Raw genomic sequence first — 16,356 nt, 5'->3', positions numbered from 1 at the left:
GAACTCATCTACTCGTCATTTGCAGATAATGGAATGATAGTGCTAACTATCAGAAACACTGGCTGCATTTCTGATTTCGCACTTCCTGAGGCGTTAATCTTAAAATGATAACACTTTCGATGCAGCCAATGTCCACTGAGCCAATTCACTCAACGTACCAATTTCTACACCATCAACCAATACCAGTTCACTAATCCCTCTGGCATCCGTACAAGTTTTGCACAATTTAACTTCGACATTCTGTGCTGTCAAAATTTCCAGCATCTGCTTTAAATTATAGCCTTCTTTGGGGGCCTGCCCGGCCAAACCAGCAACGACGGCATCAGACATCAGGAACAATTTCAGTTCGTTGCGGGGCTCATGCTCTTTAAGAGCAATAGACAGTCTCAACGCATTAAAAAGAGACTCATTACCATATGCCGCCCCATTGGCAATAATCAGGATGGATTCCATTGACATTGACTTCTGTTATTCCTGTATTCAGCGTGTATTTTTCTCACCGCATCGCAGATGCTGACTATGTTTAAGTGTATCAATGATACTATCCACCAAATGTGCAGATTGTTCTTGAATATTAAAACTGTTCGGTGAGAATAACCAGTTTTCCAGTAACCCCGCCATAAATGCCCTCAACATGATGGCAGAACGCCTGAGATCAAGATCATAGGGCAACTCTCCTGATTGAATGCAATCCGACAATATTTTTTCAATCTTCTGGTAATCAGAAATACATGTCTCCCTAAGCTCCTCTGCTAATAAAGACATTTCTCCAACGAACTCACATTTGTGGAAAAAAATTTCCATTAAATGGCGTATTTGGAAATCATCAATCATCATTCTTAACATAGAAATCAATAAAGATCTCAATGCAAGGAGTGGATTATTAGGGTATTTTGTTTGATACTCTTTCTCTAACTCGTCTATTTTATGCGCTGGCATTTTGCAAACAATAGAAAGTAGATCCATTTTATTTTTAAAGTGCCAGTAAATTGCTCCGCGCGTTACGCCGGCTGCAATTGCGATATCAGATAATGAGGTACCGGAAACACCACACTCAGAAAAGATCTTTATCGCGGCTTCAATGATTTGCTGACGAGTTTGTTGTGCTTGTTGTTTAGTTTTTCGTGCCATTTTCGCGCCATAAACTTTGTTTTTGACTTAAGCTGATTTACATACATTCATGTATGTTTGTACTATAGCACCCTTAATCAATAAAGTAATGATTTCACTCATTAGATTAGAGAATCGACATTGAAAAATTGAGGTTTACTTATGCGAAAAAACAGGGGAGTTTTGCCTCTGGCCACATTACTGGTACTTTCAGGCAGTTTCATTCTTTCAGGATGTAATGACAATCAAAATACACAGCAAGGGACTACCGGCCAGCATGTTCCTGAAGTGGGTATCGTAACGCTGAAAGCAGAACCTCTTACAGTCATCACGGAGTTGCCAGGCCGTACAACAGCCTATCGTGTTGCAGAAGTTCGGCCTCAAGTCAGCGGCATCATTCTGAAACGTAACTATAAGGAAGGAAGTGATGTTACTGCTGGAGAGTCGTTATACCAAATAGATCCGGCAACCTATCAGGCTGAATACAATAAAGCCAAAGCAAGTCTGGCCAGAGCACAAGCCAATGCGAACGTATCTCACTTAACCGTTGAGCGTTATAAGTCTTTGTTAGGGACACAATATGTGAGTAAACAGGAGTTTGATAAAGCAACTTCTGAGTACGAACAGGCAAGCGCAGATGTTCAGTCCTCTCAAGCGGCGCTGGAAAATGCCAGAATCAATTTAGCATATACCAGAGTCACTTCCCCTATCTCTGGTCGCGCGGGTAAATCCACCGTCACAGAAGGGGCATTGGTTTCAGCAGGGCAGTCAACCGCTTTGACAACCGTTCAGCAATTGGATCCTATCTACGTTGATATCACTCAATCAAGTGATGACTATCTACGGCTTAAAAATGAAGTCGCAAGAGGAACTGTGCAGAAAGAGAGTAAGAAAAACAAAATTCGCCTAATTACTGACGCAGGCCAAGAGTACAGCCAAGAAGGCTACCTTGAGTTTTCAGATGTTACGGTTGATGAAACAACAGGCTCTATTACTATGCGTGCTGTTTTCCCAAACCCAAATGAAGAATTACTCCCGGGTATGTTTGTCCGTACCAAGCTAGAAGAAGGTGTGCGCCAAAATGCGATTTTGGTTCCTCAGCAAGCAATTGCCAGAACACCTCGAGGCCAGGCAACCACATTGGTTGTTGATAAAGATAACAAAGTAGAATTGCGTAATATCAATGCTGTTCAGGCACTCGGCAATAAGTGGCTGGTAACAGAGGGTTTGAAAGCTGGGGATAGAATAATCGTTACAGGGTTACAAAAAATAATGCCAGGAATAACGGTTAAGCCAACAGAAACTGATCTGAACGCCAAGCCTACAGCTGATCAAGCTGAGCCTGCAAAAAAGCCTCAATAAGGAGTAGGTGATTCATGCCTAAGTTTTTTATCGAGCGGCCAATCTTTGCATGGGTAATTGCGATTATCACCATGTTATCTGGCCTGCTGGCAATCATGAAATTACCCGTGGAGCAATACCCCGCAATTGCACCACCGGCGATCTCTATTTCAACGTCTTACCCCGGAGCTGACGCGACAACAGTACAGAATACTGTAACACAGGTTATTGAACAGAACATGAATGGTATCGATAACCTGGTGTATATGTCTTCCAGCAGCGATTCAGCCGGTCAGATGAATATCACGCTGACCTTTGAAGCGAACACGGATCCAGATGTCGCGCAAGTACAAGTTCAGAATAAATTGCAATTGGCAATGCCCTTGTTACCTCAGGAAGTTCAGCAACAAGGGATCAGTGTTGATAAAACCACCAGTTCGTTTTTGATGGTGGCAGGTTTTATCTCTGAAGATGGTTCCATGACTCAAGATGATATTGCAGACTATGTTGGCGCCAATATCAAAGACTCCTTGAGCCGTGTTACTGGCGTAGGTGAAACAACCCTGTTTGGTACACAGTATGCCATGCGCATCTGGCTCAACCCTGACAAATTGCTCAACTATAAAATGACCATCAGTGATGTCATTAGTGCGATTAAGGCTCAGAATAATCAGGTTGCAGCCGGGCAATTAGGCGGAACTCCTGCCATTCCGGGTCAGCGCTTAAATGCCTCAATCATTGCACAAACTCGTCTGAATTCGGCGGAAGAGTTCAGCAATATTTTGCTGCGTGTGAATCCCGATGGCTCACACATTAACTTAAGTGATGTCGCCACCGTTGAGTTGGGTGCTGAAAGTTACAGTATTATTGGTCGGTTCAATGGCAAACCTTCAGCAGGGATCGGTATTAAGCTTGCGACAGGCGCTAACGCATTAGATACCTCAAAAGCTGTCAAGAAAGCACTGGCTGAGATGTCGCCTTTCTTCCCACATGCGTTGACGGTTGTATATCCCTATGACACGACTCCATTCGTTAAAATTTCTATTTTCGAAGTGGTAAAAACATTGGCAGAAGCCATTTTGCTAGTGTTTGTTGTCATGTATCTGTTCCTGCAAAACTTCCGCGCAACCTTGATTCCAACCATCGCGGTTCCTGTTGTATTGCTCGGCACATTTGCCATTCTTGCTGCATTTGGCTATTCCATCAATACATTAACCATGTTTGCCATGGTGCTTGCTATCGGCTTGCTCGTGGATGATGCCATTGTTGTGGTGGAAAACGTCGAACGTGTAATGCAGGAAGAAGGGTTATCACCGAAAGAAGCCACCAAAAAATCGATGGGGCAAATTCAAGGGGCACTGGTCGGTATTGCACTGGTACTGTCCGCGGTATTTGTACCCATGGCATTCTTCGGAGGAGCGACAGGGGCAATTTACCGTCAGTTCTCAATCACCATTGTTTCAGCAATGGTGCTGTCTGTGCTGGTAGCCTTAATTCTGACTCCTGCACTATGTGCTACCATGCTCAAACCTGTTGCTAAAGGCAGCCATGGCACACAGAAAGGTTTCTTTGGCTGGTTTAACCGCATGTTTGAAAAGTGCACCCATCATTATACCGATAGTGTTGGTCGGATGTTGCGTGCTACCGGGCGTTATCTGGTGATCTATGTCGTATTGATAGGCGGTATGGCCTGGATGTTTGACCGCATGCCATCTTCCTTCCTGCCAGAAGAAGATCAAGGTGTCTTATTGGCAATGGTGCAATTACCACCTGGCTCCACGCAGGAACAGACGCAGAAAGTATTGGATCAAATCAATGACTATTTCTATACCAAAGAAAAAGATGTTGTTAAATCTGCGTTTACAGTTAACGGCTTTGGTTTCGGTGGTCAGGGGCAAAATACCGGTCTGGCATTTGTCAGCTTAAAAGATTGGGAACTGCGTAAAGATGAAAAAGATAAGGTTCCAGCCATTGTGGCACGAGCAAACGCGAATTTTGCTCAAATCAAGGAAGCTATCGTCTTTGCATTTAATATTCCTTCAATTGTAGAGCTAGGTTCTGCCAGTGGTTTTGACTTCCAATTGATTGACAAAGGAAACCTGGGGCATGAGGCACTGACAGCAGCACGTAATCAACTACTTGGTATGGTTGCACAACATCCAGATATGCTTACGAGCGTTCGTCCTAATGGACAGGATGACACGCAGCAATACCGTATCCATATCGATAAAGAAAAAGCGGAAGCATTGGCTGTATCTACCACAAATATCAACACAACATTAAGTACGATGTTTGGTGGTACTTACATCAATGATTTTATTGACCGCGGTCGTGTCAAAAAAGTCTATATCCAGGCTGACGCACATTACCGCATGTTGCCAAGTAATATCAGCAACCTATATGTCCGTAACTATCTTAGCCAAATGGTGCCGTTTTCTGCATTCATAGACACATCGAAAGAACCTTGGGTTTATGGTTCTCCACGTCTGGAACGCTATAACGGTCTCCCTTCCATGGAAATCGTGGGTGAAGCAGCTTCAGGTAAAAGTACCGGTGACGCAATGGCTCTGATGGAGCAACTAGCATCACAATTACCACCTGGCATTGGCTATGACTGGACTGGAATGTCTTATCAGGAGCGCTTGTCTGGTAATCAGGCCCCGGCTCTATATGCACTATCATTGATTGTTGTCTTCCTTTGTCTGGCAGCGCTTTATGAAAGCTGGTCTGTACCATTCTCAGTAATGCTGGTCGTTCCTCTCGGGATTATTGGTGCATTGTTAGCAACATCAATACGTGGCCTGGGCAATGACGTTTACTTTAAGGTTGGCTTGTTGACGACTATCGGATTATCCGCGAAGAATGCCATCCTTATCGTAGAATTCGCTAAGGATCTGATAGAGAAGGAAGGAAAGGGATTAATAGAAGCAACTTTAGATGCTGTCAGAATGCGTCTGCGCCCAATCCTAATGACATCTTTAGCGTTTATGCTTGGGGTTATGCCTCTGGTATTAAGCAATGGCGCAGGGTCAGGAGCACAAAACGCCGTAGGAACCGGGGTACTGGGTGGCATGATTGCAGCTACATCGCTGGCAATCTATTTCGTTCCAGTATTTTTCGTTGTCATTAAGCGTCGATTTACAAAGAAAAGTGAGGAGATTGAACAGATCTCAACCCATCACTAAATTCAACTATGTTAAAAGGCCACTTGTGTGGCCTTTTTAAATGAAGTTGAATCAGTTCACACAACAAACCATCAACCTTACAATATTTACGTTAAAACACACCCATAATCTAATCAAAATAAACACTTATGAAATCCGGGTTATGTTTAAAATCGGCATCTTTTTGTTTTTTATAATAAATAGAAGATAAATTGGTAACCTTGTTTGTTTTTCTTCTGATAACACCTTTAACGGTAAAAAGTGTTCCATCTCGATGGTGACATATGTAATAATGGCGCTATATTGATTTTGAAAGTCGCAACACAATCGCCTATAATGACTTCTGTGCTATTGCTACAGCATCTACTGTATTAGCTTATTTCAATATATTTAACAGCATATGCAGATATGGCTATCCTTTATAGTAGACTGTTAAGCTATCGCCCGAAATCAGGCTTTGCTAGAACTAAGCATTTTTGTCATAATTAAGCGTAAATTAGTCTTCTTTAAAAACCCTAGTTGATCAGATACGTAATATAGGGCTTTAATATTAATAAATAATAATCATGTTTTGATAGGCTCTATTCTAAAAGAATGACTATAATAAATAGCATGTATAAGCCTTAGTTCAAATAAGCTGCGCCTTGTTTACGGAGGTGATTATGGATGAATATTCACCAAGAAGACACGATATTGCTGAATTAAAATATTTATGTGAAAATTTAATTCACGAGGCACTTTCAGTCCTGAATCGCACTGACAATCATTGGATTCATGATCTAAGTTCCGAAAAAAGCTTAAAATTAAACGAATTGATCGAACACATTGCAGCTTTCGTCTGGAGCTTTAAAATTAAATACGCAGATAACTACGATCTTAGTACCTTAATTGATGAGTATCTGGATGAAACATATAATTTATTTGGAAGTGATAAGATAAGCTTTCTTGAACTTACAAAGTGGCAAAGAACAAACGAACACTTAACTAACATTCTGTTACATGATTTGAATGCTTCTTTAAGCAAAACCTAATAAATATATTTCTAACTATTTTTTATACCAAATAAGATAAGGCGACTATGACTAAAACTGACTATCTGATGCGTTTGAGAAAATGCACTTCTATTGAAACACTGGAACGCGTAATTGAAAAAAATAAATATGAGCTCTCGGATGATGAACTTGAACTGTTCTACTCCGCTGCTGACCACCGTTTAGCCGAACTTACCATGAATAAACTCTATGATAAGATCCCATCGTCTGTTTGGAAATTTGTCCGCTAAACTGAAGTGATCAGATAGGAAGTGACCAAAGCCGGTAGCGATTATCGGCTGACGGGCATAAAGTCAATGATGGGCTTAAAACTGGTGAGGGCCCTGCCAGCGACATCCCGGCACACACATCCCCTGCTATGGCTGCTTCTTTCCAGACCTGACCAAGTTAACAAGTTAGCGTTGCGGGAGAACCAACAGAGCCCTCATTGATATTCGCTTCCAATTGCGAAGCGGTCGACATTATCTTTCATACGTTATGAAATAGCAAGGAAACTTCATTTGAATGCTTGTTTATTGCGCACATGGATGTAAAAATCGCCAAATAGACACAAATGTGGCACATTCTCTATATACAGATAGATAAAGGAATAAACAAATACATTAGGTAACCTCAATAAATCACTTTTATATCATACAAAAAGCCAATAATTTAAAATATCAAATTAACTAAAATATCCTCTTTCTTTTCATGTCTGTCAAAACAAAAAACAGCCATACAAATCAACAAATAAACCAGCAAAACAATATTATCCGCATTATTTGACAAGCATTGATAAAATTAAACGTGATAATTCATCTCCAAAATAAAAAACATAATCATAAATTTTATTTACAAATTTATGAATTTATTTTCAAATCATTTAAAATTTATTAGCTGTAATCGTCGTTTATCCATTTTTTACACACTTAAAAGGCAAAGGCATGTTATGAGCCAAGCATTACAAAATTTAATTAACTTAATACATCTGGAAAAGATAGAAGAAGGAATTTACCGAGGGCAAAGCGAGGATTTGGGATTTCCTCAAGTTTTTGGCGGACAAGTGATAGGCCAAGCGCTATATGCAGCAAAGCAAACCGTTTCTGATGACAGAATGATTCACTCCTTCCATAGCTATTTTTTACGCCCGGGAGATAGCAGTAAGCCAATCGTTTATGATGTCGAAATATTGCGTGATGGGAAAAGTTTTAGCGCTCGTCGTGTCAGTGCAATACAATATGGTCATCCTATTTTCTATATGACGGCCTCTTTCCAAAGTCATGAAGAAAGTTTCGAGCACCAAAACACCATGCCAGTCGTTCCCCCTCCAGAAGAGTTAGAATCCCAAGAAGAAATAGCAAAAAAAATGGCTGACTCACTTCCCGCCAAACTAAAAAATGCTCTTTCTATGCCACCTCTGGAAATGAAAATAATCAAACCTCACATCTTACCTAATCATTCCCCCAAAGCCCCTGTTCGTTATGTTTGGTTCCGCAGCAACGGGGAAATGCCGGAAGACCCATTCATTCATAGCTGCTTACTAGGGTATGCTTCAGACTTCAATTTCCTACCAACATCATTACAGCCTCATGGCGTAGAATTTATGGGGCGTAATATGCAAGTAGCCACAATTGACCATTCAATGTGGTATCACCGCCCTTTTAGTATGAATGATTGGCTGCTCTATGCGATCGAAAGTCCATCAGCATCAGGAGCGCGTGGTTTTGTGCGCGGGCATATTTATACCCGTCAAGGTGTACTCATCGCTTCGACGGTTCAAGAAGGAGTCATCAGAAAGCTGTAATGAATTAAATACACACTGTAAGCCGTAATAACAGAAATAAGTGCTGTGTCATTAGAATTGCCCCGTTATTACGGCACGGCCCACAGTGTTCAAGGAAGAAAAGTATGATTCAGTTATAAGCGCTTTCACCATGTGAAGTAATATCCAACCCTTCCCTTTCTGATTCAATACTAATGCGTAATCCAACCAGTTTATCGGCAATCTTAAATGAAATATAAGCAGCCGACGATGACCAAATAATACAAACTAATATACTAATCATCTGAATACCGAATTGCCGTAACATTGTCATTCCCTCAGGGAATCCTGTTCCACCTAAAATGGACGCGGTAAAAACACTGGTCAACAAACAACCAACGATGCCACATACTCCATGCACACCAAAAACATCACAGACATCATCTGCACGCAACCACCGTTTCAGTACGACCACTCCCCATAAACCAGCGACACCCGCAATCAACCCCATAATCAGTGCGCCACCAATACCAACCGTTGCCGCAGCAGGCGTAATTACCACTAAGCCTGAAATACACCCTGAACATGCTCCCAAAAGTGAAGGTTTCTGACGAAATAACCACTCAGAAATCACCCACGATAATACTGCCCCCGCTGTTGCTATTACAGTGTTCACGAGTGCCAGTGCTGCAATGGCATTTACTGCACCAGCAGACCCCACATTGAACCCAAACCAGCCGATATAAAGGATCGCCATTCCAATAAACGTCATTGGTAAGTTATGGGGTTTAAACGCCTCCCGTCCAAATCCTGAACGCTTTCCTAGTAAATAAGCTCCAACCAGCCCTGCCGCTGCCGCATTAATATGAACGACCGTCCCACCAGCAAAATCCAAAGCGCCATCTTCAGCGAGCCAACCTCCTCCCCACACCATATGTGCCATCGGAATATATGATGCCGTCAGCCATAACACGCTAAAAATCAATAATGCTGAAAAACGGATTCTCTCGCATAAAGCTCCCACCACCAAAGCAACAGTGATACAAGCAAATGCCCCCTGGAAAACAACATGAATTAATTTATAAAATCCTCCGTTCAGATCAGTTATAGATATATTTTTCAGCATGACTTGATCTAATCCACCCCAAAAACGGTTACCTGCCTCAAAAGTCATGCTGTAACCGTAGACAACCCAGAGCACACAAACCAATGAAAAACTAACAATCACCTGCGACATCAATGACAAAACATTTTTGCGGCGCAATAGCCCTCCATAGAACAGAGCAATTCCGGGTATCGTCATAAAAAGTACCAGTACAGTATTTATAAACATAAATACTGTATCAGCCTTATCGAGCGTTGTTTCCGCAGCAAAAGCAAATGAAGGAAAACTGACTGCAAGGCCAACTATGGATAAGGGTTTCTTGTTCATTTTTCGCCTCCTATTTACAGTGCTGAGTCATTCGTTTCACCCGTCCTGATACGAACGGCATGCTGTAACTCAAAGATAAAAATCTTTCCGTCTCCCATTTTCCCCGTGAATGCAGTCTGCTGAATAATATCGACAATTTCCTCAACCCGCTCATCACTGATAGCAATATCAATCTTAACTTTGGGCAAAAAGTTAACGTTATATTCAGCCCCTCGGTAAAGCTCAGAATGACCTTTTTGGCGTCCAAATCCTTTTACTTCTGTGATAGTCATACCTTGCACTCCTATATCAGCAAGTGCTTCTCTCACTTCGTCCAGCTTAAATGGCTTTATGATGATGGTGATTAACTTCATATTTCCCCCCACTTTTTGCTGTATTTGCTGTGTTTACACAGGGGTTGTTTGCAAGGGATATGCCAAAAGTTAAAAGTAATATTTAATCAATATATTACTGAAGAACATTTCTAAGGAAGGGATAAGAAAGGGGAGCAGCAAACACATCTGCTCCCCATATGCACATTAAGCGTGCACAGTCTCATTCAAGATCTCACCAACCTGTTGGAGTTGGTACATTTGATAGTAGCGCCCACGCTGTGCCAATAGCTGTTGGTGCCGTCCTTGTTCGACGATTGCACCACGATGCAGCACGAGTATGGAATCAGCTTCAATAATGGTTGAAAGACGGTGAGCAATAACTACCAGCGTTGTTTGTTTACGGATTATCCCTAGCGCTTTCTGCACTGATTGTTCCGTTCCCGAATCAATATTCGCGGTTGCCTCATCCAAAATAAGGATCTGTGGCGTTTGCACTAGAACCCTGGCCATTGCCAATAACTGTTTTTGCCCTGCAGAAAGGGTATTTCCTTGTTCACCCAATACTGAATTCAAACCATCTGGTAAGCTATGAACAAATTCAGCTAATTGAACCATTTCCAGCACTTCCCAAATTTTCTCTTCACTAATATCCCGCCCTAACGTGACATTGTCGAAAAATGAAGCAGCCAGAACCACAGGATCTTGCTGTACCATTGCCACACCATTACGTAATACAGTATGAGAAAGCGAAGATACCGGACGCCCATCAAGATAAATTTCACCGTCTTGCCACGGATAGTACCCCATAATCAAATTTGCCAGAGTACTTTTACCGCTTCCCGTATGCCCAACCAAAGCCACGAATCCATGTGGGGGAACATGTAGGTTAATATCACTCAAGACACGCTTGTCACTTCGATAGGCAAAATTCAGATTTTCAATATCAATCCTTCCGCTAGCCAACGCTTCCAGATCACCCCCATACTGTTGCTGGGGACTATCCATAAGTTCAAAAACCCGCTCTCCTGAAACTATAGCTTGCTGTAATACTGATTGTTGTGCAGTCAACTCAATCAACGGTTCATTCAATCGGCCAAGATAGTTGATAAAGGCGTACAATACACCTACGCCGATGATTTCGGACCCTTTCAGCCCAAACAGAAAAAGTAAACCGCATAATACTGCGGTAGAAAAAAAGCTCAATAATGGCCTCAATAAGATGCCATCTAACCGTAATGCCTGCATACGAGCCTGATAATGCGCTCGGTTGGTAGCCAGCATTTTTTCACCAAAACGTGCTTGCTGACGAAATTGCTGAATGACGGTCATTCCATTAATGACTTCATTAAAACCATCATTAATATCAGCCAAATAGCCACGAACCCTTCTCACAATTGGAGTACTGAAGCGCTGATAAATTACCATTACCAGCAATACAGCCGGAAATATTACTATTGCAACACACGCCATGCGCCAATCCAGAATAAACATAGCTATCAGCATAGCGCCAATCAATGCAATACTGCGAAACACAGTAGGGATCACATTTACAAACAGATCATTAATCACTTCAGTATCATTTGTTACACGAGATATCAATTGACCCACAGGTTGAGTATCGAAAGCACTTAATGGCTGACGTAATGCCGAGTTCATCACATCAGTACGAAGTTGCTGGACTACTCCCACCGATGCCTGATTAAAAAATAAAGTCTGATAATAATGCAAAGCAGCCGAAACAAGTTGTAAGACTAAAAATACGGCTGCAAGACTAATGACTATATCCAGCGGCAAGTTTCCCGTTGCGACCATGTTGTCGATAAAATAGCTTACAAGCAGTGGCCCGCTCACTTCTGCCAATGCAGCAATCCATAACATCAGTACAGCAATTAGTATTGGTTTTCGATAATTTTTACTGTAAGAGAGCAAGCGCCTTAATGATGGCCAGAGCTTACGCATATGAGTATTAGTCATTTTCCCCATCCAATGCGGCTTCTAATTGCTGGTAATGGTACATGTCAAAATACCAACCTGATTGAGCGATAAGTTGCTTATGCCGCCCCTGCTGCACAATCGTGCCATGCTGCATAACCAAAATATTATCTGCTTCCATTAATGCAGACAGCCGATGCGCACTGATAATAATGGTGCGATTCTGCCGCCATTGGCTGAGATTTTTCATGATTTGATGTTCTGTATGTCCATCGACCGCCGACAAGGCATCATCAAGAATCAAAATCTCAGTATCCAACAACAAGGCTCTTGCGATGGATATACGCTGTTTTTGCCCACCAGAAAGCATGACGCCACGTTCGCCTACTTCAGTTTGATAACCTTGAGGCAATCGCAAAATATCATCATGTACATTTGCCAAGCGAGCAACTTCTTCTATTTGTTCTTGGGTTGCATCTGGTCGCCCTAACGCAATATTGCCGGCAACCGTGTCTGAAAACAGAAAAGGCGTCTGGTTAACAATAGCCAATCGTGAACACCACTCTTCCATTCGGAGAGAAGAGATATTCTGAGATTGAAAAAGAATTTCTCCATCGGTGACATCAAATTGTCGCTGTAATAAAGCCAGCAAAGTACTCTTTCCTGCACCCGTTGGGCCACACAACCCGAATAATTGCCCGGGTTCCAGCTTGAAATGAATATTCCCTAAGACAGGCTTATCATTTTTGGGATAAATAAAAGAGTTAATAGTTGCTTGCAAGGTTCCCCGGCCTGGAGATAAAGACAAAGCGCCATCTTCAATCACCAGTGGCTCCTGCAACAGACTGCGGATACGTGTATACGCAGCACTGCCTCTCTCAACAATGTTAAACATCCACGCCAATGCCAGCATTGGCCAAATCATCAATCCCAGATACATAACAAAGCTGGTCAGTTCACCAAGGGTCATGGAACCATGCACAACCATCCAGCTTCCTCCCCCTACAGCCAAGAGGTTTGCAACAGCAATGGTGATAAAAATCGTGGGGTCAAAACATGCATCCACACGTGCTACGTGCATATTTTTACGCCCGGCATCAATAGCGACTTCTTTAAACTGATTGGATTGTAGCTGTTCCAAGCCAAACGCTTTTATCATGCGAATGCTGGTTAAACTTTCTTGTGCGTGGTTATTCAGGGCAGAGAATGCCCCTTGCGCAGATTTAAAACGGTGATGAAGCTGATTACCATAATGCTTAATTGCAAATGCCATGATAGGCATGGGCAGTAGTGATAACAACGTTAATTGCCAGCTAATTTGCACACTCATTACGATTAGGACAGCACATCCCATCACTAACGCATCAACTAAAGTAAGTACTCCCTCACCTGCCGCAAAAACAACTCTATCAACATCGTTTGTTGCGCGAGCCATAAGGTCGCCTGTTCGATGACGCAAATAAAATTCAGGATTTTGGCTACTCAGTCGCAGATAGAAATCGCTGCGCAATTTCACCGCCAGCCGATAAGAGGCCCCAAACAGCCATACACGCCAGACATACCTCAATCCATAGATTGCCACCGCAATCAGCATCATCAACCCCAACCAAATTAGTAGCTGGCTGGATGACATTGTTTTTGCACTAATGCCGTCAACAATAATTCCGACCAATCGTGGAGGAATCAGCTGTAGCACCGCAATGATGATGAGAAAAACAACAGCGCCTAAATAACGCCGCCATTCACTAATAAAATACCAGCTTAATTGTGAAAATAATCTCACACACCTATTCCCAAGGTAAAAAATGAAAGAATTAACGTCTGCCTACCAAAGGCGACTTCATATTACTGAATCTGGTATCGGCAACGCCGTTGTATATTTTATCTTCTCCATAGCAAAGTTGGAACTTACATCAATCAAACCAGAAATCCCATTCACCATGCGTTTATAAAATCGATCATAACTTTTCATATCAACAACTTCTACATGCATGAGGTAGTCATATTCGCCCGCCATGCGATAAAATGTTAAAACTTCCGGCATCTCTCTGATAAAAGACACAAACTGTTCATACCACTCGCTGTTATGTTGCTGAGTCTTAATCATCACTATCACCGTCAGACTAAGACCAAGTTTAGCGCCATTTATCAATGCCACTTTTCCAACAATATATCCTTCATCTTCAAGTCGTTTAAGCCGTTTCCAGCAAGGTGTGGAAGTCAGATTAACAGCTTCAGCCAGCGCATTCAGGGATAGACTACAGTCCTGTTGGAGCAGTCCCAGTAGCTTACGGTCTATTTTATCTAGCATATCTAAATCCTGTAGAAATATTTTCCAAATATAACGAACAATCTCAGAAAAATAATAATCTATTTCTCTAAATGTAAGGGTAATCTATATACCACTACGGTATTATTATTCAGGGTCAATTTTATGTCGTCTTTATGGGCTAAAAATGCCATAAGAGCTATTCAGGCTGATTATCAACGCAGCGCAGATACACATCTGATACGTCTCAACCTCCCCATGTTTTCGGATATCCACCTTTACCTCAAAGATGAAAGTACGCATCCTACGGGTAGCTTAAAACACCGGCTTGCACGCTCCCTATTCCTTTATGCACTCACTAATGGCTGGATTAAGGAAGGAACTCCAATTATTGAAGCTTCATCCGGCAGTACCGCTGTTTCGGAAGCTTACTTTGCCCGATTACTCGGTTTGCCTTTTATTGCTGTAATGCCTTCCTGCACAGCTAAACGCAAAATTCAGGAAATTGAGTTCTACGGTGGTAAATGCCATTTTGTGGAACATTCAGCTATGATTTATCAGGAGTCAGAACGTCTGGCAAAAGAGCTAAATGGTCATTTCATGGATCAATTTACCTATGCCGAACGAGCGACTGATTGGCGAGGCAACAATAACATTGCAGAAAGCATTTTCCGTCACATGAAACTGGAGCCATTTCCTGAACCGACTTACATCGTTATGAGTGCAGGAACAGGTGGTACATCAGCAACACTTGGCCGCTATATCCGCTATCAGGGATATGACACTAAATTAATCGTTGTTGACCCAGAAAACTCCGTCTTCTACGATTGTTACCGCCAGAATCGCCGCGATATTCTTGGAACTACTGGCAGTAAAATCGAAGGTATTGGCCGCCCACGTGTAGAACCTTCTTTTATTCCTACTGTGATTGATGACATGATCCAAGTTCCTGATCCTGCGACTATTGCTACCATTTATTGGCTTGAAAAATTACTTGGTAGAAAAACAGGGGCATCAACAGGAACCAACGTTTGGGGTGCTTTGCAGCTCGCCAAACAAATGCATGACAACAATCAACAGGGCGCAATTGTGACGTTACTTTGTGATAGCGGAGAACGTTATCTCGATACGTATTACAACCCAGAATGGGTTCACAATAATATCGGTGATCTCACACAGTATCGAACACAACTACCCAAGTTAAACGGTTATGAGTAACATATCTCCTTCAATTTACAGAGGTAGGTATCATGAAACGAGCCGTTGTTGTATTCAGTGGTGGGCAAGATTCCACCACTTGTTTAATTCAGGCACTCCGTCAATATGACGAAGTTCACTGTGTCACTTTTGATTATGGGCAGCGTCACCGTGCTGAAATTGATGTAGCTTGTCGTATCAGCGAAGAATTAGGCGCGGCTGCCCACAAGGTACTGGATGTTACTTTACTGAATGAGCTCGCAATCAGCAGCCTGACAAGAGATAACATTCCTGTGCCAGATTTCAGTGAAAGTGAAAAAAATGGCCTCCCAAATACTTTTGTGCCTGGTCGTAACATTCTGTTTTTAACTCTGGCGGCAATTTATGCCTATCAAGTCGAAGCTGAAACGGTTATTACGGGTGTTTGTGAAACTGATTTTTCAGGTTATCCAGATTGCCGTGACGAATTTGTCAAAGCACTAAATAAAGCGGTCAGCCTTGGTATCGCCCGTGATATCCGTTTCGAAACACCCCTAATGTGGTTAAACAAAGCTGAAACTTGGGCACTGGCTCATTATTATGAAAAACTGGATTTCGTCCGTAACCAAACTCTCACTTGTTATAACGGTATTCAAGGTGATGGATGCGGTGAGTGCGCGGCTTGCCATCTCCGGGCCAAGGGATTAGATAATTATTTAAACAATGTCCAATCCACTATGGCAGATATGAAATCTAAAACACATCTGGGTTAATCAAGCCGTTTTATTTAATTAATACTTATCAGGGAGAGGTTCATTGAACCTC

14 protein-coding genes and 1 other RNA gene are annotated in these 16,356 nt (G+C 42.2%); 7 read left to right on the top strand and 8 right to left on the bottom strand.

Annotated elements, in window-relative coordinates; all coding sequences use genetic code 11:
- Positions 1-99: 99 nt before the first annotated feature.
- Together Xenpb_RS01625 and acrR are read right to left on the bottom strand one after the other, a co-directional pair.
- Positions 100-453, bottom strand: coding sequence for a DsrE/DsrF/TusD sulfur relay family protein (locus tag Xenpb_RS01625; protein WP_099114975.1), 354 nt, complete (start codon positions 451-453; stop codon positions 100-102).
- A 27-nt stretch (positions 454-480) separates the two neighbouring features.
- Positions 481-1,131 (bottom strand): multidrug efflux transporter transcriptional repressor AcrR, encoded by a 651-nt coding sequence (gene acrR, locus Xenpb_RS01620; protein WP_187652783.1) that lies wholly within the window; start codon positions 1,129-1,131, stop codon positions 481-483.
- Between the two features lie 141 nt (positions 1,132-1,272).
- On the opposite strand from acrR, the gene Xenpb_RS01615 reads away from it, so the two are divergent.
- From Xenpb_RS01615 to Xenpb_RS01600, 4 genes are all read left to right on the top strand, one after another.
- Positions 1,273-2,472, top strand: coding sequence for an efflux RND transporter periplasmic adaptor subunit (locus Xenpb_RS01615; RefSeq protein WP_187652782.1), 1,200 nt, complete (start codon positions 1,273-1,275; stop codon positions 2,470-2,472).
- A 14-nt stretch (positions 2,473-2,486) separates the two neighbouring features.
- Positions 2,487-5,636, top strand: a complete 3,150-nt coding sequence (locus tag Xenpb_RS01610; protein ID WP_187652781.1) for an efflux RND transporter permease subunit — start codon at positions 2,487-2,489, stop codon at positions 5,634-5,636.
- 641 nt (positions 5,637-6,277) lie between these two features.
- The gene (gene tomB, locus Xenpb_RS01605; RefSeq protein WP_047965258.1) at positions 6,278-6,646 is read left to right on the top strand and encodes an Hha toxicity modulator TomB; all 369 of its coding nucleotides are present in this window, start codon (positions 6,278-6,280) and stop codon (positions 6,644-6,646) included.
- Positions 6,647-6,693: 47 nt separating this feature from the next.
- Positions 6,694-6,897 (top strand): HHA domain-containing protein, encoded by a 204-nt coding sequence (locus Xenpb_RS01600; protein WP_010845060.1) that lies wholly within the window; start codon positions 6,694-6,696, stop codon positions 6,895-6,897.
- Positions 6,898-6,988: 91 nt separating this feature from the next.
- Here the strand turns inward: Xenpb_RS01600 and ffs are convergent.
- Positions 6,989-7,085: signal recognition particle sRNA small type (gene ffs, locus Xenpb_RS01595), an RNA gene on the bottom strand.
- Positions 7,086-7,595: 510 nt separating this feature from the next.
- On the opposite strand from ffs, the gene tesB reads away from it, so the two are divergent.
- Positions 7,596-8,450: an acyl-CoA thioesterase II gene (tesB, locus tag Xenpb_RS01590; protein ID WP_187652780.1), complete on the top strand. Its 855-nt coding sequence runs from the start codon at positions 7,596-7,598 to the stop codon at positions 8,448-8,450.
- A gap of 109 nt (positions 8,451-8,559) precedes the next feature.
- Here tesB and amtB read toward each other — a convergent pair whose 3' ends face one another.
- The 5 genes from amtB to Xenpb_RS01565 all read right to left on the bottom strand — a co-directional run bounded on the left by amtB (position 8,560) and on the right by Xenpb_RS01565 (position 14,397).
- Entirely contained in the window at positions 8,560-9,840 is a 1,281-nt protein-coding gene (amtB, locus tag Xenpb_RS01585; RefSeq protein ID WP_187652779.1) for an ammonium transporter AmtB, read from the bottom strand.
- 14 nt (positions 9,841-9,854) lie between these two features.
- The gene (gene glnK, locus Xenpb_RS01580) at positions 9,855-10,193 is read right to left on the bottom strand and encodes a P-II family nitrogen regulator (RefSeq protein ID WP_099114906.1); all 339 of its coding nucleotides are present in this window, start codon (positions 10,191-10,193) and stop codon (positions 9,855-9,857) included.
- Positions 10,194-10,358: 165 nt separating this feature from the next.
- A complete protein-coding gene (locus Xenpb_RS01575; protein WP_187652778.1) occupies positions 10,359-12,137 on the bottom strand; it encodes a SmdB family multidrug efflux ABC transporter permease/ATP-binding protein in 1,779 nt (592 codons plus the stop codon).
- The gene (locus Xenpb_RS01570; protein WP_187652777.1) at positions 12,121-13,869 is read right to left on the bottom strand and encodes a SmdA family multidrug ABC transporter permease/ATP-binding protein; all 1,749 of its coding nucleotides are present in this window, start codon (positions 13,867-13,869) and stop codon (positions 12,121-12,123) included. The genes Xenpb_RS01575 and Xenpb_RS01570 overlap by 17 nt, the downstream gene beginning before the upstream one ends.
- A 57-nt stretch (positions 13,870-13,926) precedes the next feature.
- Positions 13,927-14,397: an Lrp/AsnC family transcriptional regulator gene (locus Xenpb_RS01565; protein ID WP_047962169.1), complete on the bottom strand. Its 471-nt coding sequence runs from the start codon at positions 14,395-14,397 to the stop codon at positions 13,927-13,929.
- Between the two features lie 123 nt (positions 14,398-14,520).
- Here Xenpb_RS01565 and Xenpb_RS01560 point away from each other — a divergent pair, with 123 nt between their 5' ends.
- Together Xenpb_RS01560 and queC are read left to right on the top strand one after the other, a co-directional pair.
- Positions 14,521-15,573: a PLP-dependent cysteine synthase family protein gene (locus Xenpb_RS01560; protein WP_187652776.1), complete on the top strand. Its 1,053-nt coding sequence runs from the start codon at positions 14,521-14,523 to the stop codon at positions 15,571-15,573.
- A gap of 32 nt (positions 15,574-15,605) precedes the next feature.
- Positions 15,606-16,304 (top strand): 7-cyano-7-deazaguanine synthase QueC, encoded by a 699-nt coding sequence (gene queC, locus Xenpb_RS01555; RefSeq protein ID WP_187652775.1) that lies wholly within the window; start codon positions 15,606-15,608, stop codon positions 16,302-16,304.
- Positions 16,305-16,356 lie beyond the last annotated feature (52 nt).

The sequence above is a fragment of the Xenorhabdus sp. PB62.4 genome, assembly GCF_014467285.1.
Lineage (GTDB): Bacteria > Pseudomonadota > Gammaproteobacteria > Enterobacterales > Enterobacteriaceae > Xenorhabdus.
This window is presented reverse-complemented; position numbering and strand designations above follow the sequence as displayed.